The organism is Streptomyces sp. NRRL B-24572, from assembly GCF_002156145.1.
Lineage (GTDB): Bacteria > Actinomycetota > Actinomycetes > Streptomycetales > Streptomycetaceae > Streptomyces > Streptomyces vietnamensis.
In genome coordinates this window covers 1-20,389 of sequence record NZ_MWIG01000404.1, presented here as the reverse complement: position 1 = coordinate 20,389, position 20,389 = coordinate 1, and the positions used below count along the sequence as shown (strand labels likewise).

The window sequence follows — 20,389 nt, the reverse complement described above, 5'->3', positions numbered from 1 at the left end:
CGTCATGGTGAAACCGCCGGCGGCCACCTCGGACGGGCCGCCGCGCCGGACCCCGGCCGTGTCGTGCGGACCGTCAGGGCGGCAGGAGCGTGCCCAGAGGGCCGAGGTCGAGATTGAGGTCCTCCAGGGTCAGGCCGTAGTGCTCGCAGAGCTCGATCATCCGGTCGTGGAGGAGCATCAGCGTCAGGCCCAGCCTCTCCTCCTGATCCTCGGTGAGATCGCCCTGGTCCACGCGGTGCAGGGCCTGGCGTTCCATCAGCTGGCGCAGCAGTTCGACGATGGTCAGCACGAGGGTGACGAGGTCCCGCTCCACGGTTTCCGGGTCCGCGCGGAGACGGCGCGAGGGCTGGTGTGTCCGGCGCTCGACGGCCGACAGTTCGTCCGCGCGCGCCGGAAGCAGGGCGAAGGCACGCCGCGCGGCGTCGGCGATCTCGCGCCGTCGGTCGGGCGTCGCGTCGGCGATCTCGCGCCGTCGGTCGGGCCCGGCGTCGCTCGTGCGGTCAGGGGGCTCGCTCACCGCCGGCTCCCTCCGGTCCGTGGCCGGCACCCGGCACCCGGATGGTGAGGCCCCAACGGCCGTCCTCCTGGACGCCGACGATGACGGCACGCAGAGCGATCCTGACCAGGTCGATGTCCGCGATGGACAGGACCAGGTCGCCGGTCAGGACGACGCCTCCGCTCAGGAGCCGGTCCAGAAGGTCGATGAGGGCCACCTGCCGCTGCGCGAGCGCCGCTTCGTCGTGAGCCGTCACGGTCGGGGCCCCTCTTCCGGCGCTTCCGGTTCCGGGAGCACCGCGAAGGAGTAGGGCGCCCAGGGCCCGGTGATCTCGACTCGTACGCCGCTTAGCTCCCGGGTCGAATCCCGGACGCGCTCGCGGAACTCCTCGGACCGGCTGCCCGGCACGAGGTAGGAGTCGTTGGCGACGTTCTCCCCGGTACCGACCGCCAGCTGACCCTGCTGCGGACGGTGCCGCGCCAACTCCACGGCGAGTTGACCGGCCTCCGCCTCGACCCTGCGCACCGCCTCCGCCGCGGCGGACCAGGCGGCCCCGCGGTCCTCGCGCTGCTGCCGGCGCCGGCGCAGGTAGGTCCGCCCGGGATCGGAGGCCGCAGCGTCGGCCTCCTCGGGTGCGGCGGGGCCCCGGGGGATCTCCGCATAGACCTTCACCCCCCATTCCACGTGATCGGCGAACCGGTTCAGCATGCGCGTGAAGGTTTCCTCACCGCGTCGCAGTACGTCGCGCACCCGGTCGTCGTCCACGTAGACCGTCGCGAGCCGGAGGGGCAGCACCGTGGTGTGCGACGCGAGGAATTCCACGACACCGTGGTGGGCCCGCGCGACGCGCTCGAGCCAGTCCAGGTCCTCCAGGTGGACCTTCAGTGCCGCTTCGGAGAAGTCGTCCCGGGGCACGGAACCGACCGCGGCCGCCACCGCCCCCGCAACCACCAGCCGCACCGCTCCCGAGGCCACGCCCGTGACACCGGTCAAGGGGCCCTCCGTCAGACCCGCGGTGGGACGCACGACGGCGTACGCGTAGCTGAGCTCTCCGTCCATGACGTCAGTCCCGGCGCCTCTCCGGCTCGGTGTCGGTCTCCACGTCCACGTCCGCGTCCGCGTCCGCGGGGGCGCGGCGTTTCCTGGCTTCCGTCTCCCGTCGCCTGGTCTTGTGCTCGGGTGCCGCGGCCTTGCGTTCCGTGTCCGACGCGGACGTACGTCGTCGGCGGCTCGTCCCGCCCTCCGGGAGTTCGGAGCGAGAGCGGGGCCGCTCGCGGAGCGCCTCGATCTCGGCACGGAGACGAGCGTTCTCCTCCTCCAGTTCCCGTCTGGGCTCGGCCCGTGAGGAGAGGGCCGGGTCGTTCTCCCACCAGTCGATCCCGATCTCCCTCGCCTTGTCGACGGAGGCGACCAGAAGCCGGAGTCTGATGGTCAGCAACTCGATGTCGAGCAGGTTGATCCTGATGTCGCCGACGATGACGATGCCTTTGTCGAGTACCCGTTCAAGGATGTCCGCGAGGTTCGCGCCCTGTGTCTGCCCGTACGGCGACAGGGGGCGCGCTGTCGAGGGGCCGGCGGGGTCCGATGCAGCCACGACGGATTCGACCTCGCTCCCTGGGTGTCAGCTCTTACGGCTTCGACGGGTGCGGGGTTCCTCGTCCGCTTCCTCGTCGTCCTCGTACCGGTCCTCCGGCTCCTCCGGTTCCTCAGCTTCCTCCGCTTCCTCGTCGTCCTCGTACTGGGCCTCCGGTTCCTCCGGTTCCTCAGCTTCCTCCGCTTCCTCGTCGTCCTCGTACCGGTCCTCCGGCTCCTCCTCATCCTCGTACTCGTCCGCCTCGTACTCCTCTTCCGAGTCCGAGTCCGAGTCCGAGTCCTCCCCGGGCTCGTGCTCGGCCCGGGATTCGTCCTCGTCGGGGCCGGAGACCACCTCGCCGCCGTGGATCTCACCGCGCCAGCTGCCGGTCGCCTCGCCCTTCATCATGACGAACGTGCGGAAAGCCTTGAGGTCGAGCCGGGCCCGACGGCCCTGCGCCCGCACGAGACTGCCCGCCTTCTCGATGATTCCCTTGGGGTAGTACTCGATGACGAGGAGGACCTTGGTCAGGTTCTCGCCCAACGGGTGGAACGTGACCACACCCCTGGTCGTGCCCTTGGCACCCTCCGAGCTCCAGGCGATGCGCTCATCGGGGATCTGCTCGGTGATGGTCGCCTTCCAGGCACGGGTCGACTTGGCGACCTTCACCTGCCACTGCGTGGTCGTGTCGTCCTCCTGCTCGACGGAGACCACACCCTTGGCGAACCGACTGAACTCCTGGAACTGGGTCCACTGGTCGTAAGCCTCCTCGACCGGGACCCCGACGTCGATGTCCTCGATGATCTTCAGGCTCTTGTGGCCCGCGTTCGTGGCGGACGAGTGCGGCTCGTCCGAGCCACCGGGAGTCACCTTGTCGACGAGTGCGTCCTTGGCGTGCGCGGCAGTGTCCTTGGCATGGGACAGCTTGTCCTTGGCCTGGGAAGCCGTTTCCGCGATGTGGGACGCGGTCGAGGCGAGTGACGCCTTGCCGGGCGTCACGTGCCCGACCAGCTTCTTGCCCTGATCGCCGGCGCCGTGGAGGAGTTCGCGCGGGTGGATGCGTGCCGATCCCACCTTTTCCGCCGCGCTGCCGATGCGGTGCCCCACGCCCGTCAGCGTCTGTTCGAGACGTGCTTGCAGGTAGGACTCGAACTCCTCCGCCAGGCGATTGGCTCCGGGGTTCCGTTCCAGCATCTTCTGCGTTCCGGATGCGCGGGTGGTGCCCGTGCCGCCCTTCGATCCCCGTTCCGAAGCCTTCTTGTCAGCCATCGTCCCGCCTCCCGCTACTGCCGGAGCGGGTGCTCCTGGATGCTCCGGACGTGGACGTCTTGTGCGTCGACCGCTTCGTCGTTGCTGCCTTCTTCGCCGCCGGGGCGGAGCGGGAGCCGGAGCGGGACGTCGTGCGCCGCGCACGGGGTTTTTCCTCTTCTTCCTCGTCCGCGGCGTCGCTCTCGTCGTCGCGGGCCGCATGCTCGGCGTCGTCGGCCGGGCTCGCCTCGTCCGTGCCTTCCTCGTCGTCCGCCGATTCCGCGGGCTCGTCCGATTCCGCAGGCTCGTCGTCCGGCCCGTCACCCGTGTCCTTCGCGCGCTCGGGGCGCTCCTCCTCGTCCGTGTCCCGCTTCCCGCTGCGCATGCCTTCGGTCCGGTCGTGCAGGGCGTCGGCCAAGTGCTCCGCCTTGGCGTTGAGCACGGTGGTGGCTGCCGCCTTTCCCGCGGTCACGAGTTCGCCGCGGACCTGCTGGTTCACATTGCTGAGGAACGGAGAGTGCGCGATCGACTTCCCGAGCTGCCCGGGCTTGATCCGCGACCCGGCCATTGCCATCGCGATGGAGAGCGCGAGCTTCCCCTTCTTCGTGCGTCCCAGCAGGTATCCACCGATCAGAGCGGTGCCGATCTTGGCGTTCATGATGATGCTTCTCTCCTCGCCTCAGCCCGCCTCTTTCCCGTTCCGGAAGGTCGGGTCCGTCGGCCCTCGGGGCGTCGGCTACGTACCGTCCGGCCCGGCTTGGGAGAGCCGGTAGGCCCGGATCTCCTCAAGACGCTGCATGAGCGACTGTTCCCGCCGCTCGAACTCTTCCTCATCGACGTGACCCTCCTGCCGTTCCCGTTCGAGAGCGGCAAGTGCCTCCTGGACGGGGCCGGGGTCGTAGTACTGCTGCTCGGCAGCGCGCACCACTTTGTCCAGCACCCAGGCGACCCCTCGGAACGGGGCGGCAGGCAGTGCCACGATCTCCGTCACCAAACCCACGGTCTCTCCCTGCGGTTGCTCCGGCGGTTCTTCCCGCCCCGTCAGACGAAGCTGTACGGAGGAAGCGGCCCGCGGATGCGGACCTCGGCTCCCTCGGGCAGCTGATCGGACATGTCCTCGGCAGCCTTTGTGAACTCCTCACCCTTCTCCCGGTCGACCAGGAACGAGGCGTTCAGGAAGTACTGCTGTGACGGCTCCGTCAGCTGCTCCGCATGGGCATGCGGTCTCAGTGCGGCGAGAACGGATTCGGCGAGTGCCGTCTGCCGGGCCTGCACCTCGTCGTGGAGCAGTCGGCCGAGTTCGAGTCGCTCGTCGTAGGTGCCGCCGCCGTCACGCGTGGCCTCGTTGAGTTGCCGGATCTGCTCCGACTCGTCGACGATCCCCCGCAGGGCGGCCTCCTCGTCCTGGACCCCTTTGACGTTGAACTCCACGCGATCGGCGAGTTCTTCGAGGGACTTCGTGAAGCCTTCGGCTCCTTCTTCGAGCACGGCGAGGACGGCGTCCTCGTCCGCGGCCACGAAGCCGAAGCCCAACGGCAGCGTGGCTCCGTCCTCCCACAACCGCTCTTGCACCGCGTGATGCGCCTCCACATCGGGGCGGGTCACCTTGATGTCCTCCGGTGCCTCGCTCACGACGGCGCAGAGCGAGTCCCCGCGTACTGCCCGCACGGGTGACTCGCCGTCCCCGACCGAGGGCAGATCATCGAGGCGAAGGGGGTGCGACGACTTCGTGACGGCATAGACGTACAGAGTCATCGTCACTCGCCCTCCTCGGAGGAACGCCGCGTCGAACTGCGCTCGCGGCTGCGGGGCTGTTCGTCGTCGTGCTTCTCACTGCGGCGGCGAGGCTGCTTTTCCCGCTCTTCCTCGTTCCGACCGGTGAGGGAATCCGTGAAGGCCTCCACCGCCCCGGTCAGCGCGCCCTTGGCCTTGCCCTTGCTCCCGCCCTCGGCCGTCTTCTCCACCACGTCGGTGAGCTGAGCGGGGGCTTTCCTGCCGCTTTCCAGGTCGAGGCGGTTGCACGCCTCGGCGAAGCGGAGGTAGGTATCGACGCTTGCCACCACGACGCGGGCGTCGATCTTCGCGATCTCGATTCCGACGAGGGAAACCCGGACGAAGGCGTCGATGACCAGTCCGCGATCGAGTATCAGCTCCAGTACGTCGTAGAGACTTCCTGTTCCGCCGGCTCGTCCGGGCTGCGCTCCGCCCTGTTGTACTACAGACACGTTCTCCTCCAAGGGAGAGGAGCGGCATGTTCAGCGGTCGTTCTGGTCGACCTGAGCACGTGTATATCGCTTGCCGCGTTCGTATCCCAGCAACTGCCCATCCGCGCTGAGCGCAACCTCGTAACTTGCCAGAACGCTGGTGGTCTCCGGAATCCTCTCGATCTCGAGGACTTCGACCTGCGCCGTCCATCCGTTCTCCGTCGGCCTCAGGGCCGACACGGATTCGGGACTCCGTCCCAGTAGTTCGGTGAGCTGCTCGACGGCGTTGCGCATCGCCTCCGCAGGGGGCACCCGGTCGACCGTTTCGGGAGAATCAGTCTCAGCTTCAACCTCCGCCTCCGGGTCGGAATCGACCTCCTCCTCGGTTTCGGAACCGCTGTCGGTATCGGGCTCCGACTCTTCGGGGTCGTCCTTCTTGCGTCTGCCGGTGTCGTTCGTGAGGATCACCACCCCAGTGGGTCTGGCCGCTCTACGCGAAAGTTCACATTCCACCATATCCCGTACGTTCGAGGGTCACCATGAGGGCCCGGCGTGACTGGATGTGTGCATTCGATTACTCGGAATTCTTCTGAATGCGGGGAGCGGGGTCGTAAACGAATACCGAATACCGAATACCGAATACCGAATGCCTGATGCCTGATGCCTGATGCCGGCAGCGGTGGATGCCGCGCAGGTCGGCTGAAGGTCGTGCCGTGGCCCGTCGGTTGCCTGGTCTAGGGTCGCCCGCATGGCTGAGCCCTCCTTTCTGACCGCCGTCCGCGAGTCGTACGACACGGTCGCCGCCGATTACGTCGAACGCGTCCCGCCGCCGGCCGCGATGGACCCGCTGTCACGCGCGATGCTGGCGGGGTTCGCCGAACTGGTGCGGACGGCCGCTCTGGGGCCGGTCGCGGACCTGGGGTGCGGCCCCGGACGGGTGACGGCGCACCTGGCCGGTCTCGGGGTGTCCGTCTTCGGCGTCGATCTGTCGCCGAAGATGGTCGGGCTGGCCCGGCGCGCCCATCCGGACCTGCGGTTCACCGAGGGCTCGATGACTGCGCTGGAGACGGGGGACGGTGAGCTCGGCGGCATCCTGGCCTGGTACTCCACCCATCACACGCCCCCGCGGTGGCTGCCGGACGTGTTCGCCGAGTTCCACCGCACGCTCGCGCCCGGCGGCCGTCTGCTCTGGGGGGACTACGTCGGCGATGAGCGGCTGCGGCCGACCCACGGCTACGGCCGTCCGGTGTCCTACGAGTCGTACCTCCTGCCCCTGGACCGCATGGCCGGCCTGCTGGAGCAGGCCGGACTCGTGGTCACCGCGCGGCTGGAACAGGAGCCCGGCGGACGCGCGAACAGACCGCACGCCTGTCTCCTGGCCCGCAAGCCCGAAACGCCCTGACCCGTTGCGCCGTCCCGTCTCCCCGCGCCGCTAGGACGTACGGACTCGCTCGATCCCGCGACGCCCTCGCCGAAGGGATCGATGCGGCCGGGCGAAGGGGCGGCGAGCCGTCCCCCTCGGGCGGTGCCGTCCCCCTCGGGCGGTGCCGGCCCGGAGCCCGTCCCGGCCCGGGCAGCCGTCAGGCGCCCGGGCGGGCGCGGCGGGAGGAGGCGCGGACGCGGAAGCGGGAGGTCGTCAGGACCGGGCCTGCGCTCGGTTCGCCCGCGATGCGGGCTTGGAGGAGGTCGAGGAGGGCCGACGTCGTTTCCACGGCGTGGAGTTCGACCGCCGAGATCGCGGGGCGGCTGTGTCGGGTGTGCTCGGAGTCGGAAGCCGCGGCGAGCATCGTCCGGTCGGGCACGGTGACGCCGCGAGCCGTGAGGCCCGCCAGTACTCCGGCCGCCTGGCGGCCGGTGTGGCACAGGATCGCATCCGGGACCCCGTCGTCGACGATCGTGTGCGCGACGCTCTCGCCGCCGCGTTCGCCGCCGCGCTCGGCCGACCTGTAGACGCGCGGGGTGATCCCGGCGTTCTCGCACCACGCGCGGTACGTCGCCTCGCTGTCGATGTTCCACGCGTTGGGGTCGGTTCCGCGCACCAACGCGATCGACCGGGCGCCGTTCGCGGCGAAGTGCTCGTAGATGCGCCGGAAGCTCAGGTGCTCGTCCTCGGTGGCCCAGTCGGTGAACTCCGGGCGGTCGGGATCGCGGCCCAGCGTCACGTACGGGATCTCGCGCCGTTCGAGGAGATCGACGACCGGATTGTCCACGTGCGGCATCGTCACGATGTAGCCGTCGAGCGACAGCGCCAGCGGGGGTGTCGGGCGCTTGGTCAGGTCGGGCACGAGCATCACGCTGAGTCCGCGGTCCATCGCCTGCGCCGAGACGGCGCCGATGTAGCGGGAGAACACGTCGACGCCCCGCGGCGCGTACTCGCCCAGCGAGTCGAGTGAGCGCATGACGAGTCCGATCGCCCCGACCGACGACCGTCGCAGGCCGCGCGCGAGGGCGTCGGCCTGGTAGTCCATCTCCTCGGCGACGGCCCGGACACGCAGCCGCGTGGCCGCGCTCAGCGTCCCGGTGCCGTTGAGCGCCATCGAGACCGCCGCGACGGAGACACCCGCGCGCTGCGCGACGTCGCGGATGGTGACGCCCTTCGACCGGGCCACGGAGACCTCCAAGGAAAGCGGAAAGCGACGTGAGGAAGACCGTTGTATTAAACGTTTTACCTACCTAGCGTGTCGCCCGTCCCGCCCTGTGGTGGGCCTCACAAGGCAAAGGTCTCACAGCAACATGAAGCTGCACGTACTGCGCTCGACCAGCACCGACCCCCACGATCGCGGCCGCGAGATCGGGACGCGACACGCGGACCGGGTACGCGACGTCAGCGCCCGCTACCTGGCGCATTTCAAGATCCTGGGCGTCCCGGAGACGATCGTCCGCGACATCGCCGCCCACAGCCACGAGGCCCTGCGCGCCTGGCACCCGGGCCTGGCCGAGGAGTCCGACGGCATCGCCGAGGCCTCGGGAATCGAGCCCTGGCAGGTGGCCGCGGTCGGCGCACGGACCGAAGTGCTCGCCGCCGCGCCCGCGCCCGGGAAGGGCGAGTGCACGACCGCCGTGTACGCACCGCCCGCCGGCGGCCCGCCCGAGACGATCCAGACGTGGGACTGGCACGACTCGCTCACGCCGGACGGTCTCCTGCTGTCGCTCGTCACCGGAACGCGACGCCGGGTGAAGCTCTTCACCGAGTTCGGCACGGCCGCGAAGATCGGGGTGAACGACGCAGGCCTCGGGCTGCACTTCAACATCCTGAGGCACCGCTCCGACCACGCCGGCGGCGGCGTGCCCGTCCATGCCGTCGCGCGTCGCGTCCTCGAAGAGGCGACGACGGTGGCGGAGGCCCGCGACATCATCGCCTCCGCGAAGGTGAGCGCGTCCACCGTGCTGACCGTCGCCACCTACCGCGACGGCCGGGCCGCGGCGGCGTCCATCGAGATGTCGCCCTCCGGTTTCGCCGTGGTGCAGCCCGACACCGACGGCTGGCTCGTCCACACCAACCACTTCCTCGACGCCGGCCTCGCCGACGGCGACGCCGGCACCCCCGAAACGGTCTCGCTCGAGCGGTACGAGCACACCCGCGCCGTACGCGGCGGCATGACCGGACACTCCGCGCCGGAGCGCGCGGCCGCCTTCTGCGGCGGCGACGGCGCCGCCGCGGTGGTGTGCGTCCACGCCGACGCGTCCCAGCCGGGCCACGAGCAGTGGGGCACGTTGCTCACCGCATCCCTCGACCTTCCCGGCTTCGCCCTCGAATACCGGGCCGGCAACCCCGACACCGCGGCCCGCGAGGGTCTCGACCAGTTCTGAGGAACCCGATGGACAACGACGTGACCAAGCCCGCCCATCTCTACCGCAACGCCCGCGTCTTCACCTCCGACCGACGCACCTGGGCCGAGTCCCTCGTGGTGGTGGGCGACCGGTTCGCCCACGTCGGCGACGAGGCCACCGCGACCCGGGTGGCCGGAGCGGACGCCCAGGTCCACGACCTCGACGGCGCGACCGTCCTGCCCGGATTCGTCGACGGCCACGCCCACGTGGCCGGCACCGGCGAGGCCGCGGCCCAGGTCGACCTCTGGGGCGCCGACTCGGTGGAGGAGATCCAGCGCCGCATCGGCGAGTGGGCGCGCGAGAACCCGGACGCACCCCGCGTGCTCGCCACCGGATGGAAGCACGGCGACATCCCGGGCGGCGCCCCCGACCGCGGCATGCTCGACCGGGACGTCTTCGCCCGGCCGCTCGAGGAACTGCTCGACGCGCGCGTGCTGCGGACGGTCGTGGGCGGCCGCGTCGTCCATCACGCACAGCCGGAGGCGAACCGATGAGCGACGTGATCACGACGGCGCCCGTGCCGTCGGAGGAGACGAGGCCGGGGGAGCCGAAACCGGAGAAGCGGCCCGTCGGGGCGATCGTGCGGTTCGTCGCCGTGCGCGTCGCGGGGCTGGTGGTGACCCTGCTCATCGCGAGCCTGGTCGTTTTCGGAGCGCTCTACGCCGCACCGGGCAGCCCCCTCACCTATCTCACGCACGGCCGCACGACGAGCCCCGAGGCCATCGCCTCGATCAAGGCCGAGTACCACCTCGACGACTCCGTCCAGCAGCAGTACCTGAGGTGGCTGGGCGGCGTGCTGCACGGCGACTTCGGCACCTCGATCATCTACGACCAGCCGGTGTCCTCGCTGGTCGGCAGCCGCACCTCGGTGACCACGCTGCTCGTCGTCATGGCCGCGGCGATCGTCCTCGTGCTCGGTCTGCTCATCGGCACGCTCGCCGGCCTCAAGCCCGGCCGGGCGTCCCGGTCGGCCATGGCCGGCGCGACGGGCGTCATGGCGGTGCCGACCTTCGTCGGCGCGGTCGTGCTGATCGTCGTCTTCGCCGTCCAGCTGGAGTGGTTCCCGGTGTTCGGCGCCGGCAGCGGCGGATTCGACCGGATCCACCACCTGGTTCTCCCGTCGCTCGCCCTCGCGCTCGCGTCCGTCGCGTTCGTCGCACGTCTCGCCCGGACCGCGGTCCGCGCGGAGCTGTCCGCCGATCACGTGCAGACGGCGATCAGCCGCGGCCTGCCCCGCCGGACCGTCGTGCGCCGGCACGTGATGCGCAACGCCGCGATGCCGGTGCTCACCGTCGCCGGCCTCACGATCGCGGGCCTGATCGCCGGAAGCGTCGTCGTGGAACAGGTCTTCCAGCTCGGCGGACTCGGCCAGTTCCTCGTCGGCTCGGTCCAGCAGAAGGACTTCCCCGTCGTCCAGGCGATCTGCCTGGTGTACGTCACCGCCTTCATCGTGCTGAACACCCTCATCGACATCGCCTACACACTGCTCGACCCGCGCGTGTCGATCGGGAAGAAGGACTCATGAGCGCCACAGCGGCGGTTCGCCGCATCGGAGCCCGCAAGGCCGGCCGGCGTGCACGCGGTGCCCGGGGCATCGGCCCGTCCGGCTGGGTCGCGCTCGGGCTCCTCGGGCTCGTCGCCGCCTGCGCCCTGCTCGCGCCGGTCGTCTCGCCCCAGGCCCCGAACGCCGTCGACCTCTCCGGCGCGTACCAGAGTTCGAGCGGTGCGCATCTGCTGGGCACCGACGCGAGCGGACGGGATCTGCTCTCCCGGCTCATCGCCGGCTCGCGCACCGCGCTGATCGGACCGTTCCTCGTCGTGACGCTCTCGACGCTCCTCGGGACGGTCCTCGCGCTCGCGGCCGTGTGGTTCGGCGGCTGGTTCGACCAGGTGGTGGTGCGCGTCGTCGACGCGGTGTTCGCCTTCCCCGGTCTGCTCCTCGCCATCCTCGCGACCGCCCTGTTCGGCTCCGGTCTGCCGGCCGCCGTCGTGGCGCTGTCCATCGCCTACGTCCCGTACATCGCACGGATCGTGCGCAGCGCGGCGCTGCGCGAGCGGAACCTGCCCTACATCGCGGCGCTGCGGGTCCAGGGCGTGCACGGGCTGCGGATCGCCCTCGGACACATCCTGCCCAACGTGAGCGGGCTGATCGTCGCCAACGCCACCCTCGCCTTCGGGTTCGCGCTCATGGACCTCGCCGGTCTCTCCTTCATCGGCCTCGGGGTGCAGCCGCCGACCTCGGACTGGGGCGCGATGGTCGGCACCGGCATGGCCGGGGTGCTCCAACAGCACCCGCAGGAAGCGCTGTACGCCGGCGTGCTCATCGTCATCACGGTCGGAGCCGTCAACACGCTCGGCGACCGGCTCACGGAGCGCTGGGAGGCACGCTCGTGAACGCACTTCTCGAAGTGGAGGACCTGACGGTCCGGCTGCCGGTCGCGGGCGAGCAGCGCACCGTGCTGCGCGAGGTCTCGTTCTCGCTCGACCGCGGCAGCACGCTCGGCCTGGTCGGCGAGTCCGGCTCCGGCAAGTCGATGACGGTGCGCACCCTCGCGCGCCTGCTCCCCGACGGCGCCGACGTCCGGGGCGGTGTCCGCTTCGACGGCGCCGACGTGTTCGACCTGCGCGCCGAGGCCCTGCGGTCCTACCGGGCCGAGGACGTCGCGATGATCTTCCAGGACGCCCGGGCCCACACCAACCCCGTCCGCACGATCGGCGACTTCCTCACCGAGGCGATGCGCACCAACGGCAGGATGCCGAAGGCCGCCGCCCGCAAGCGCGCGCAGGAACTGCTCGCCGAGGTCGGGATCCCGGACCCGGAGCGCCGGCTGCGGCAGTACCCGCACGAGCTCTCCGGCGGTCTGCTGCAGCGCGTCATGATCGCCGCCGCGGTCGCCGCACGGCCCCGGCTCGTCCTCGCGGACGAGCCGACGACCGCGCTCGACGTCACCACCCAGGCGGAGGTGATGGCGATCCTGCGGCGCATGCAGCGCGAGTACGGCATGGCGATGCTCTTCATCACGCACGACCTGGAGCTCGCCGGCGCCGTGTGCGACGAGACGATCGTCCTGTACGCGGGCCAGGTGATGGAACGTCAGGCATCGGGGCGACTGCACGAGGACCCGCTCCACCCCTACACCGCCGCGCTGGTGCAGGCGCGCCCCGAGATCGACCGGCGCGTCGAGCGGCTGCCCGCGATCGGCGGTCACCCCACCACCGCGTACGAGGCGCCGGACGGCTGCGCGTTCGCCCCGCGCTGCCGCTTCGCCGAGGAGGAGTGCGAGGCGGGGGTGCCGCCCCTGCTGCAGATCGGCGAGGGACGGACCCGGTGCGTCCGGATGCCCGGTCTGCGCGGTCGGATGACGTCGCCGGCGCCCGTCCCCACCGCTTCGGACGAGGAGGTCCAGCGATGACCGAACCCCTGCTCGTGGTCGAGCACCTGACCAAGACGTTCGGTCAGGGGCGCGCCCGGGCGACCGCGGTCGCCGACGTGAGCTTCTCCCTGGCACCGGGCGGGTCCCTCGGCATCGTCGGCGAGTCCGGTTCCGGCAAGACGACCACGGCCCGGATGATCATCGGCCTCGAGCGTCCCTCCGGCGGCCGCATCACGGTCCGGGGCGAGGACCGCACCCGGCCGGCGCGTTCCGCCCGCAGCCGCCGTCGGCGGGGCCGGGACGTCCAGATCGTCTTCCAGGATCCGTACACCTCGCTCGACCGCCGCCAGCGCGTCGGCGACTGCCTCGCGGAAGTCGTCGGCGTGCACGCCCGGTTCGGCCGCGAGGGGACCAGGAAGCGGGTGGGCGAACTCGCCGAGCTCGTCGGACTCGACGACCGACAGCTCGCGGCACTGCCGAGGGCACTGTCCGGAGGGCAGCGCCAGCGCGTCGCCATCGCCCGCGCGCTCGCCGCGGATCCGGACGTCCTCATCCTCGACGAGGCCGTGTCCGCCCTGGACGTCTCGATCCAGGCGCAGATCCTCAATCTGCTCTCGGACATCCGGCGCGAGCGTGGCGTGAGCTACCTGTTCATCAGCCACGATCTCGCCGTCGTCCGCCAGGTCACCGACGACACGATCGTCATGCGTCACGGCGCCGTCGTCGAGCAAGGGCCCACCGCCGACGTGCTCGACAACCCCTCGCACCCCTACACCCGTCTGCTGCGCGACAGCGTCCCGCGCGCCGGATGGGACCCCGAAACCCTCACCGCCCGACACTGACCAGGAGTCGCGCCATGAACGCACCCCGCCCGCGCAGACGAACAGTCGCACTCGCCGTCGTCGCCACCAGCGCCCTCGTACTGTCCGGCTGCTCCGGAGGAGGCGGCGGCACCGGCGCCAAGGGCACCGGGTCCTCCGACGCGCTGACGACCTTCACGCCGCAGGGCAAGGGCTCGGTGGACAGGATCACCTGGAACGTCTTCCAGGGCGAGCCGCAGACCGTCGACCCCTTCCACGCGGCCGACTACACGCCGAACATGATCAACTCGAACATGTGCGAGACCCTGTTCGCCCAGACGCCCGACTTCAGGATCAAGCCCAATCTGGCGACCTCGTACACGAATCCCGATCCGAAGACCTGGGTCTACAAGCTCCGCGACGGCGTCACCTTCTGGGACGGCTCGCCGATGACCGCCGACGACGTCGTGTGGAGCATGAACCACAACCTGACGGACAAGACGGGCTTCTACGGTTACCTGTACCGGAACGTCGCCTCGATCGCGAAGACGGGCACCGCGGAGGTGACCGTCAGGCTCAGGCAGCCCGACTACCTCTTCAACGACGAGCTGGCGAGCTACGCCGGTGTCGTCGTCCAGAAGAAGTTCTACGAGCAGCACGGCAAGAAGGTCGGCACGCCCGACGTCGGCGTCATGTGCACCGGCCCCTACGAGTTCGTCAAGTGGACGCGGGGTCAGTCGATCAGCGCGAGCCGCTACGACGGCTACTGGAACAAGGAGCTGCCGCTGAAGGTGAAGGACATCGACTTCACCTTCCTGACCGACGACTCCGCGATCACCTCCGGCCTGCTCTCCGGCCAGATCGACGGAACGTACCAGCCGCCGACGGCCGCGCTGGCGCAGCTGAAGGCATCCCCGGCGGGCAGGCTCCACTCGGGTCCCGCGCCGCTCGCCGTCACGCTCGTCGTCGCGAACACGAAGGGCGCGATGGGCGACGCCGACGTGCGCAGGGCGCTCCAGACGGCCATCGACTGGAAGGGCATCGGCAAGCAGGTCTATGGCGGTGAGGGCACCCCCGCCTCACTGCAGACCGTTCCGGCCGTCTACGGCTTCGCGAAGGACGAGCTGACCACGTACGCCGACTCGGTCAGGACCGACGGCACCCCGAAGATCGACGAGGCGAAGAAGCTGCTCGCCGGCGTTCCGGCCGACGTGAAGGCGAAGCAGATCAGGCTCGTGGTTCCGCAGCAGGCGGAGACGCAGCAGCTCGGCGTCGGAATCAAGGACGCGGCCGACAGGATCGGCCTGAACTTCAAGCTCGACGTCGTTCCCGCGACCGGCTACTCGAACTACCTGTACGACCCGGCGACGCGCGGCGACGCCGACCTGCTGTACACGCAGTTCTGGCCGAACATCCCCAACCCGCTCGACTGGCTGGGCATCACCGCGGTGTCCGGCGGCTCCTTCAACCAGTCCGGCTACGGCGGCATCGACGACCTCTACGCGAAGGCGGTCGCCGAGAAGGACGACAAGGCCCGCGCCGGGCTGGTCGTGCAGATGGAGAAGAAGCTGCACGACGAGACGACCCCGATGTTCTCCGGCATCCAGCTGACGAACGACGTGTGGCTCGGCAGCAGGATCACCGGCGCGCCGGCGGCGTTCGACTACGTCTACTACCCGTGGGCGGCGCACCTCGGGGGGACGGGCAAGTAGCCCTCTCCCGACCGTCGTCGGAGTGCCGTCCGCGCCCGTACGGCGATGAACGCGGGTGGGTGAGGGGTGAGGGGCGGTGTCCGGGCCACCGGTCACCGCCCCGTGCGTGTCACCGGGAAGAACGGCGCGCGGTCCCGGCAGACGACCTCGATCCCCGGCCGCCGGGCGAGCCGGGCGGCCAGGCGCGATGCTTCCCGGCCCGGTGGGAGATCGATGGGGCGGCGGGTCCCGACGTCCACCGGGACGGTGCCGTCGTCGTACGGCCGCCCGGTGCCGGGCATCGCGCTGCCCGGCACGGGTGGGAGGTCACGGCCTGCGGCGCCCGCCGTGGCCGGTTCGGCGTGCCCCCTCCCTCACTCGGCGCTAGCCTGAAGAAGGACATATCCATGGCACAGAGCGAACCGGGAAAGAGCCCGTCGCGCGGGTGGAACGACGCGGCGTGGACCGGGCGCCCTGGTCGCCCTCTCCGCCCTCCCGCCAGCTCACTCCAGGGCGCCGCGACTACGGGCCGCGCACTCCACCGGGATCCTTGTTCGTCCTCACCAGCAGTGCTTTCCCGGCAAGGAGGGAAACGCATGAACCGGCACCTTCGCTACACACTTCTCACGCCCCTCGCGGTCGCCTCGGTGGCCCTGTCCCCGGCCCTGGCCCATGCCGCCTCGGCCGAACAGGCCTCCGACGCGGCGGCAGCGGCCCCGCTGGCTCCGGCCTGCAAGCTGGACAACGGCTCGAGCGCCAGTGAGTACGACATCACCCTCACCGGGTTCACGCCGAACCAGAAGGTGAAGATCAGGGGTCCGGAGAGCATCAACACCTCCGTCGACCAGCAGGGCTCGTTCACCGAACAGGACGTCAAGAAGGGCACGTACCACGTGGAGTTCGGCGGGGACAAGAACCACAAGAACCGGCAGTCGGTCAACTGCACCAAGCCGGCCCGCGTCACACCCGTCGACATTTCGGACGTGGACATCACGAGCGCGTCGACCACGCCCGCCGTGGACGTCGACTGTTCCGTGGCGCAGAGCGTCACGTTCAAGGCCACGCTCACCGGGACCGGAACCGGGAACACGAAGGTCACGTGGTTCTCCGCCACCAAGTCGAGCACCCCCACGGTGAAGTTCACGGCCCCCACCACCGAAACGACATTCGTGGCGAAGTCCAACCCGCGCTCGGCGGGCGGCCCCGCTCCGACGGTGTCGGTGCGCGTGGCTGTGGGCGACGCCTCGGACAGCATGACGTTCACGCTCAAGTGCAAGCCCTGACCTGTATTCGTTCGGCTCCCGCCGCCGTACCTTATGCCTGACGCCCCGTCAGGCATAAGGTACGGCAGTGCCACCAGGCCCCGCTCAGGAGTGGGCCGTCGCCGGGTCGGTCTCGCCCGCGGCGAGGCCGGGGATGCCGTCGATGCTGGTGCGGTTGTGCTTGGCCCGGTAGTCGCGCGTCTTCTGGACGTCCTGTCGCACGGCCCAGCGGTCGAGTGTGCTGCGCTCCTCGTCGAGGGACATCCGGGGGACGCCCCAGCCGCAGGAGTCGGAGATCCGCTCGCAGTCGACGACGATCACCGAGCGCACCCCGGGGTGGGGGCCGAACCGGGCGAGCAGGCCCGGGAATTCGGCGTCGTGCGGGGTGACCACGCGGCCGGTGCCGTAGAGCCGAAGGATCAGCGCGCGCCGGTCGAAGCTGCAGAACATCACGGTGATCCGGCCGTTCTCGCGCAGGTGGGCGACCGTCTCGATGCCACTGCCGTCGAGGTCGAGGTAGGCCACGGTGCGCTCGTCGAGGACGGCGAAGGTGTCGGAGTAGCCCTTGGGGGAGACGTTGACCCGGCCGCCCTCGGCCGGTGCGGTGGCCACGAAGAACACCGGCTGTTTCTCGATGAACGCACGCAGGTCGGAATCGATCTGTTCGTATGCCTTGCCCATGGGATTCGTCCTCCGCGCGGCCTGCTGAAAAGGCCGGGAATGGCTGGGGAGAAGGGTGTGCCATTCCGCGGAAAGGGATGCCGCAGGTGCTGTGCGCACGGCTCGGCGCCGCCCCCCCCCCCGTGGTCGGCCGGGTCAGCCTGCCAGTCGCTCCGGCGGTGGGGCAAGGGATCTCCGGAAGTGTTCGGATGATGAGACGTCAGTTCGCTTGCCCAGGCCAGGGGATGGCTGATCAGGGATGATCGGCGGCTCCAGATTGGTCTAGACAAAGCCGTGAGGGGCTTGCTAGCTTGCTCGCTGGAAGCTGATCATCCAACGGGGGCTGCTCGGCGATTTCCGTGAAACTCGACCGTCCGCCGGCAGGGAAGCGGACCCTGTGGTCGAAGGTGCCTTCGAGTCGTGCCGTACGGGCCTCATAAAGGCCGTTGCGACTCCGCACCGGAAGTCTCTCGCACTGCTCCACGATTCATTCCCGAAACTCCCCACGCCTCCCGGTCCACCGCCCGGGAGGGGAATTCGTCGTGTCCATACGAGGTGCCGATGCCGAATTCATCCGAACAGCACGTGCGTACAGAAGGAGTACGTTTCCACGGTCTCCGCTCCGGAGCCGCGCCCCTCACCTGGGGGCAGCACGCCATCTGGAAGTCCATCAAGTGGCTGGGCCCGGACGACCACTACTTCAACATCCCCCGGGCGATCCCCGTACCGGCCGGCCACACCACCGAGCAGGTGGTGGCCGTCATCGGTGCGCTGGTCCACCGGCACGAGGCACTGCGCACCACCTTCGCCGACGGCCCCCAGGGGCCGCGCCAGCAAGTCCACGGCGAGGGCGAGGTGTCGGTGGACATGCGTCCTGCCGGAGGGGACCTGACGCATGCTCAAGCTCTTGAGCGAGCCCAGGCGTTGGCCAATCGGTCGTTCGACCACGCGGCCGAATTCGGCATGCGGTACGCGGTCCTCGAACACGACGGCGGGCCGGCCTGGCTGCTCCTGGTGATCTCCCACCAGACCACCGACTTCTTCGGCATCCGCGTCCTCGAAAGGGAGTTGACCGAACTGTTCGCCGGCGGGCGGCTCGGCCCGGTGGACTGGTTCCCGCTCGACCAGGCACGGTTCCAGCAGGAGGGCGAGGGCGCGGCCCGCGGCCGGGCCTCGCTCGACCACTGGCGGCGCACGCTCACCCGGGTGCCGCGCTCGCACTTCGACTTCCCGCGGCGGCCCGGCGCCGAGGAGCAGGAGGACCCGGAGCGGTTCGTCCGGCTGCGCCTCGACTCCCCGGCCGCCGCGGTGGCGGCCGAGGCGCTCGCCACCCGCTGCGAGGTGAGCACCAGCACCGTGCTGCTCACCGCCGCCGCCGCGGTGATCGCCGCCCACTCCGGCCACGACACCGCCGTGCTCCAGCTGATCGCGGGCAACCGGAACGAGCCCCGGCTGCGCGACATGCTGGGGGCGCAGACCGAGAACGCGCTGTTCGTCCTCGGCCTGTCCGGCGGCACCTTCGAGGAAGCCGTCCGCCGCTGCTTCCTGCCGAGCATGTCCGCCTACCGCTACGGCGAGTACCACCCGCCGTCGATGGACCGGGTGCACACCGAGGTGCAACACGGCCGCGGCGTGGCGCTCGACCTCTCCTCCTTCTTCAACGACGTCCGGATGAAGGACCGTTGGGAGGCCCTGCCGGAGACCGACGGATCACCGGAGCAGCTCCGCGAGCTGGCCCGGCGCAGCACGGTCGAGTTCATCGGGGCCTGGCCCCGGCAGGACGCCAAGTACTTCGTCCACGCCACCTACGCGCCGGACACCCTGCACCTCTACCTGATGGCGGACACCGCCTTCCTGCCCCGACCGGTGATCGAGCGGCTGCTGCTCGCGATGGAGCACCTGCTGGTGGAGAGCGTGCACGGCGCGGTGGACGTGCGCGAGGCGGTCGAGGCGGTGGCCCGGCCCGACGGCTGGGCCTTCCTCGACGCCTGCTGGTTCGACCGGACCGCCGTCGCCGAGCTGGTGGCCCGGGCCGCCGGCGGCAAGGCGACGGTCACCGTCGCGGAGGAGGGGCAGGACGCCCCCCGTCTGCTCGCCGAGGTCGAGGTCGAGCCCGAGGCCGCCACCGCCGATCCGGACGCCCTGCACCGTGCCGTGGTGGCCGCCCTGGCCGACCGGACCGACGTCATCGCCCCGCACCACTACCGCATCCGTACCCCCGACGGTGACCTGCTCGCCGAGGGCACCGGTCGCTGACCACCGAGAGGAACTCGCGCATGTCGTCCGCCCTGCTCTGGGACCGTGAGGTCGAGGCCGCGGTCGAGCGGCTCACCGAAGCCGCCGAGAACGAGTACTACAACCCCTACAAGACCTTCGACTGGCCCGAGGCGATCGAGCCGGGCGCCAAGTGGATGAGCGACGAGCTGCTCAGCCTGCACGGCACCGGCCTGGCGGAGGAACTGACCGAGGACCAGCTGCGCGAGCTCGGCAGATGGGAGAGCGTCAACTTCTACAGCCTGAACGTGCACGGCATCCGGGAACTGATCCTGGAGGTGGTCAACCGCATCCACCAGCCGGGCTTCGAGGTGCCGACCCGCTTCTTCCACCACTTCGTGGGGGAGGAGAACGAGCACATGTGGTTCTTCGCCGAGTTCTGCCTGCGCTACGGCGGCCGGATCTTCCCGGACCTGACCATGGCCTTCCCGCGCGGCGCGGAACTGTCCGCGGAGTTCGAGAACTTCATCGTCTTCAGCCGGATCCTGATCTTCGAGCAGATCGTCGACCACTTCAACGCCAGGATGGCGGCGGACGACTCGCTGCCCGAGACGATCCGGGCGATCAACCGCATCCACCACCAGGACGAGTCCCGGCACATCGCCTTCGGCTGCCAGCTGGTGCGGGCCTTCCACGACCGGCTGCTCGCCAACGGCGACCAGAAGGAGCTGACGGCCGCGGCCGAGTACGTCCAGGGGTACATCGACCTGACGCTCCAGCAGCTCTACAGCGTGGAGGCGTACCGCTCGGCCGGCGTCCCCGACCCCCTGGGCTTCCGGGCCCGGGTGCTGGCCCACCCGTCCCGGGCCGAGGCACACGCGAAGATCGCCGGCCGCACCTACAGCTTCTACCGCCGGATCGGCGTCCTCGCCTGAGGCCGCGCCTCCCGCTCGCCGACCCGCCGTTCCGAGACCGCGTCCCTCTGCTCGCCGACCTGCCGTCCTGAGACCGCGCCTCCCGCTCGCCGACCCGCCGT

24 protein-coding genes are annotated in these 20,389 nt (G+C 70.2%); 11 read left to right on the top strand and 13 right to left on the bottom strand.

The genetic code is table 11. The annotated features are described in order from the left end of the window. Positions 1-73 precede the first annotated feature (73 nt). The 10 genes from CCN56_RS23550 to CCN56_RS23505 all read right to left on the bottom strand — a co-directional run bounded on the left by CCN56_RS23550 (position 74) and on the right by CCN56_RS23505 (position 5,986). Positions 74-517, bottom strand: coding sequence for a gas vesicle protein K (locus CCN56_RS23550; protein WP_373412889.1), 444 nt, complete (start codon positions 515-517; stop codon positions 74-76). Continuing rightward, entirely contained in the window at positions 501-752 is a 252-nt protein-coding gene (locus CCN56_RS23545) for a gas vesicle protein (RefSeq protein ID WP_086829752.1), read from the bottom strand. Before CCN56_RS23545 ends, CCN56_RS23550 begins: the two co-directional genes overlap by 17 nt. Next, positions 749-1,555: a GvpL/GvpF family gas vesicle protein gene (locus CCN56_RS23540; protein WP_086829750.1), complete on the bottom strand. Its 807-nt coding sequence runs from the start codon at positions 1,553-1,555 to the stop codon at positions 749-751. Before CCN56_RS23540 ends, CCN56_RS23545 begins: the two co-directional genes overlap by 4 nt. 4 nt (positions 1,556-1,559) lie before the next feature. Continuing rightward, positions 1,560-2,090, bottom strand: a complete 531-nt coding sequence (gene gvpJ / locus CCN56_RS23535) for a gas vesicle protein (protein ID WP_086829749.1) — start codon at positions 2,088-2,090, stop codon at positions 1,560-1,562. 27 nt (positions 2,091-2,117) lie between these two features. After that, positions 2,118-3,338 carry an SRPBCC family protein gene (locus tag CCN56_RS23530; protein WP_086829747.1) on the bottom strand — a complete coding sequence of 407 codons (1,221 nt, stop codon included), beginning with the start codon at positions 3,336-3,338 and terminating at the stop codon, positions 2,118-2,120. Next, positions 3,331-3,975, bottom strand: coding sequence for a hypothetical protein (locus tag CCN56_RS23525; protein WP_086829745.1), 645 nt, complete (start codon positions 3,973-3,975; stop codon positions 3,331-3,333). Before CCN56_RS23525 ends, CCN56_RS23530 begins: the two co-directional genes overlap by 8 nt. 78 nt (positions 3,976-4,053) lie before the next feature. Continuing rightward, positions 4,054-4,308 (bottom strand): gas vesicle protein GvpG, encoded by a 255-nt coding sequence (locus tag CCN56_RS23520; protein WP_306300626.1) that lies wholly within the window; start codon positions 4,306-4,308, stop codon positions 4,054-4,056. A 50-nt stretch (positions 4,309-4,358) separates the two neighbouring features. Next, a complete protein-coding gene (locus tag CCN56_RS23515) occupies positions 4,359-5,072 on the bottom strand; it encodes a GvpL/GvpF family gas vesicle protein (RefSeq protein WP_086829741.1) in 714 nt (237 codons plus the stop codon). A 2-nt stretch (positions 5,073-5,074) separates the two neighbouring features. Further along, the gene (locus tag CCN56_RS23510; protein ID WP_086829756.1) at positions 5,075-5,542 is read right to left on the bottom strand and encodes a gas vesicle structural protein GvpA; all 468 of its coding nucleotides are present in this window, start codon (positions 5,540-5,542) and stop codon (positions 5,075-5,077) included. Between the two features lie 30 nt (positions 5,543-5,572). Further along, the gene (locus CCN56_RS23505) at positions 5,573-5,986 is read right to left on the bottom strand and encodes a gas vesicle protein (protein WP_373412890.1); all 414 of its coding nucleotides are present in this window, start codon (positions 5,984-5,986) and stop codon (positions 5,573-5,575) included. Between the two features lie 283 nt (positions 5,987-6,269). On the opposite strand from CCN56_RS23505, the gene CCN56_RS23500 reads away from it, so the two are divergent. Then, positions 6,270-6,923, top strand: coding sequence for a class I SAM-dependent methyltransferase (locus CCN56_RS23500; RefSeq protein WP_086829737.1), 654 nt, complete (start codon positions 6,270-6,272; stop codon positions 6,921-6,923). A 178-nt stretch (positions 6,924-7,101) separates the two neighbouring features. Here the strand turns inward: CCN56_RS23500 and CCN56_RS23495 are convergent, their stop codons facing one another. Then, on the bottom strand, positions 7,102-8,130 hold the full coding sequence (locus CCN56_RS23495) for a LacI family DNA-binding transcriptional regulator (protein WP_086829736.1): 1,029 nt from the start codon (positions 8,128-8,130) through the stop codon (positions 7,102-7,104). Between the two features lie 124 nt (positions 8,131-8,254). On the opposite strand from CCN56_RS23495, the gene CCN56_RS23490 reads away from it, so the two are divergent. From CCN56_RS23490 to CCN56_RS23460, 7 genes are read left to right on the top strand one after another with little or no spacing between them, the layout of a single operon-like run. Further along, a complete protein-coding gene (locus CCN56_RS23490; protein ID WP_086829734.1) occupies positions 8,255-9,331 on the top strand; it encodes a C45 family peptidase in 1,077 nt (358 codons plus the stop codon). Between the two features lie 8 nt (positions 9,332-9,339). Beyond that, complete coding sequence (locus tag CCN56_RS23485; RefSeq protein WP_256962106.1) at positions 9,340-9,846, top strand: amidohydrolase family protein; 507 nt, start codon at positions 9,340-9,342, stop codon at positions 9,844-9,846. Continuing rightward, a complete protein-coding gene (locus CCN56_RS23480) occupies positions 9,843-10,877 on the top strand; it encodes an ABC transporter permease (RefSeq protein WP_256962105.1) in 1,035 nt (344 codons plus the stop codon). Before CCN56_RS23485 ends, CCN56_RS23480 begins: the two co-directional genes overlap by 4 nt. Continuing rightward, positions 10,874-11,746 (top strand): ABC transporter permease, encoded by an 873-nt coding sequence (locus CCN56_RS23475; RefSeq protein WP_086829732.1) that lies wholly within the window; start codon positions 10,874-10,876, stop codon positions 11,744-11,746. The genes CCN56_RS23480 and CCN56_RS23475 overlap by 4 nt, the downstream gene beginning before the upstream one ends. Continuing rightward, positions 11,743-12,765, top strand: coding sequence for an ABC transporter ATP-binding protein (locus CCN56_RS23470; protein WP_086829730.1), 1,023 nt, complete (start codon positions 11,743-11,745; stop codon positions 12,763-12,765). The genes CCN56_RS23475 and CCN56_RS23470 overlap by 4 nt, the downstream gene beginning before the upstream one ends. Then, the gene (locus CCN56_RS23465) at positions 12,762-13,568 is read left to right on the top strand and encodes an ABC transporter ATP-binding protein (RefSeq protein ID WP_086829728.1); all 807 of its coding nucleotides are present in this window, start codon (positions 12,762-12,764) and stop codon (positions 13,566-13,568) included. Before CCN56_RS23470 ends, CCN56_RS23465 begins: the two co-directional genes overlap by 4 nt. Before the next feature lie 14 nt (positions 13,569-13,582). Next, positions 13,583-15,238 carry an ABC transporter substrate-binding protein gene (locus CCN56_RS23460; protein WP_179199960.1) on the top strand — a complete coding sequence of 552 codons (1,656 nt, stop codon included), beginning with the start codon at positions 13,583-13,585 and terminating at the stop codon, positions 15,236-15,238. A 92-nt stretch (positions 15,239-15,330) separates the two neighbouring features. Here the strand turns inward: CCN56_RS23460 and CCN56_RS23455 are convergent, their stop codons facing one another. After that, positions 15,331-15,534, bottom strand: coding sequence for a hypothetical protein (locus tag CCN56_RS23455; RefSeq protein ID WP_086829724.1), 204 nt, complete (start codon positions 15,532-15,534; stop codon positions 15,331-15,333). A gap of 279 nt (positions 15,535-15,813) precedes the next feature. Here CCN56_RS23455 and CCN56_RS23450 point away from each other — a divergent pair, with 279 nt between their 5' ends. Further along, positions 15,814-16,500, top strand: coding sequence for a lipase chaperone (locus tag CCN56_RS23450; RefSeq protein ID WP_086829722.1), 687 nt, complete (start codon positions 15,814-15,816; stop codon positions 16,498-16,500). An 84-nt stretch (positions 16,501-16,584) separates the two neighbouring features. On the opposite strand, the gene CCN56_RS23445 is transcribed toward CCN56_RS23450, so the two are convergent. Further along, positions 16,585-17,160 carry a pyridoxamine 5'-phosphate oxidase family protein gene (locus tag CCN56_RS23445; protein WP_086829719.1) on the bottom strand — a complete coding sequence of 192 codons (576 nt, stop codon included), beginning with the start codon at positions 17,158-17,160 and terminating at the stop codon, positions 16,585-16,587. A 564-nt stretch (positions 17,161-17,724) separates the two neighbouring features. Here CCN56_RS23445 and CCN56_RS23440 point away from each other — a divergent pair. Further along, complete coding sequence (locus CCN56_RS23440; protein ID WP_179199959.1) at positions 17,725-19,395, top strand: condensation domain-containing protein; 1,671 nt, start codon at positions 17,725-17,727, stop codon at positions 19,393-19,395. 20 nt (positions 19,396-19,415) lie between these two features. Beyond that, positions 19,416-20,288: a diiron oxygenase gene (locus tag CCN56_RS23435; protein WP_041127769.1), complete on the top strand. Its 873-nt coding sequence runs from the start codon at positions 19,416-19,418 to the stop codon at positions 20,286-20,288. Positions 20,289-20,389: the final 101 nt, after the last annotated feature.

What these genes read in the sequence shown, in the direction of transcription:
- CCN56_RS23540 (WP_086829750.1), bottom strand. Translation starts at nt 1,555, where the DNA reads ATGGACGGAGAGCTCAGCTACGCGTACGCCGTCGTGCGTCCCACCGCG.
- CCN56_RS23530 (WP_086829747.1), bottom strand. Translation starts at nt 3,338, where the DNA reads ATGGCTGACAAGAAGGCTTCGGAACGGGGATCGAAGGGCGGCACGGGC.
- CCN56_RS23525 (WP_086829745.1), bottom strand. Translation starts at nt 3,975, where the DNA reads ATGAACGCCAAGATCGGCACCGCTCTGATCGGTGGATACCTGCTGGGA.
- CCN56_RS23515 (WP_086829741.1), bottom strand. Translation starts at nt 5,072, where the DNA reads ATGACTCTGTACGTCTATGCCGTCACGAAGTCGTCGCACCCCCTTCGC.
- CCN56_RS23500 (WP_086829737.1), top strand. Translation starts at nt 6,270, where the DNA reads ATGGCTGAGCCCTCCTTTCTGACCGCCGTCCGCGAGTCGTACGACACG.
- CCN56_RS23490 (WP_086829734.1), top strand. Translation starts at nt 8,255, where the DNA reads ATGAAGCTGCACGTACTGCGCTCGACCAGCACCGACCCCCACGATCGC.
- CCN56_RS23485 (WP_256962106.1), top strand. Translation starts at nt 9,340, where the DNA reads ATGGACAACGACGTGACCAAGCCCGCCCATCTCTACCGCAACGCCCGC.
- CCN56_RS23480 (WP_256962105.1), top strand. Translation starts at nt 9,843, where the DNA reads ATGAGCGACGTGATCACGACGGCGCCCGTGCCGTCGGAGGAGACGAGG.
- CCN56_RS23475 (WP_086829732.1), top strand. Translation starts at nt 10,874, where the DNA reads ATGAGCGCCACAGCGGCGGTTCGCCGCATCGGAGCCCGCAAGGCCGGC.
- CCN56_RS23465 (WP_086829728.1), top strand. Translation starts at nt 12,762, where the DNA reads ATGACCGAACCCCTGCTCGTGGTCGAGCACCTGACCAAGACGTTCGGT.
- CCN56_RS23460 (WP_179199960.1), top strand. Translation starts at nt 13,583, where the DNA reads ATGAACGCACCCCGCCCGCGCAGACGAACAGTCGCACTCGCCGTCGTC.
- CCN56_RS23450 (WP_086829722.1), top strand. Translation starts at nt 15,814, where the DNA reads ATGAACCGGCACCTTCGCTACACACTTCTCACGCCCCTCGCGGTCGCC.
- CCN56_RS23445 (WP_086829719.1), bottom strand. Translation starts at nt 17,160, where the DNA reads ATGGGCAAGGCATACGAACAGATCGATTCCGACCTGCGTGCGTTCATC.
- CCN56_RS23435 (WP_041127769.1), top strand. Translation starts at nt 19,416, where the DNA reads ATGTCGTCCGCCCTGCTCTGGGACCGTGAGGTCGAGGCCGCGGTCGAG.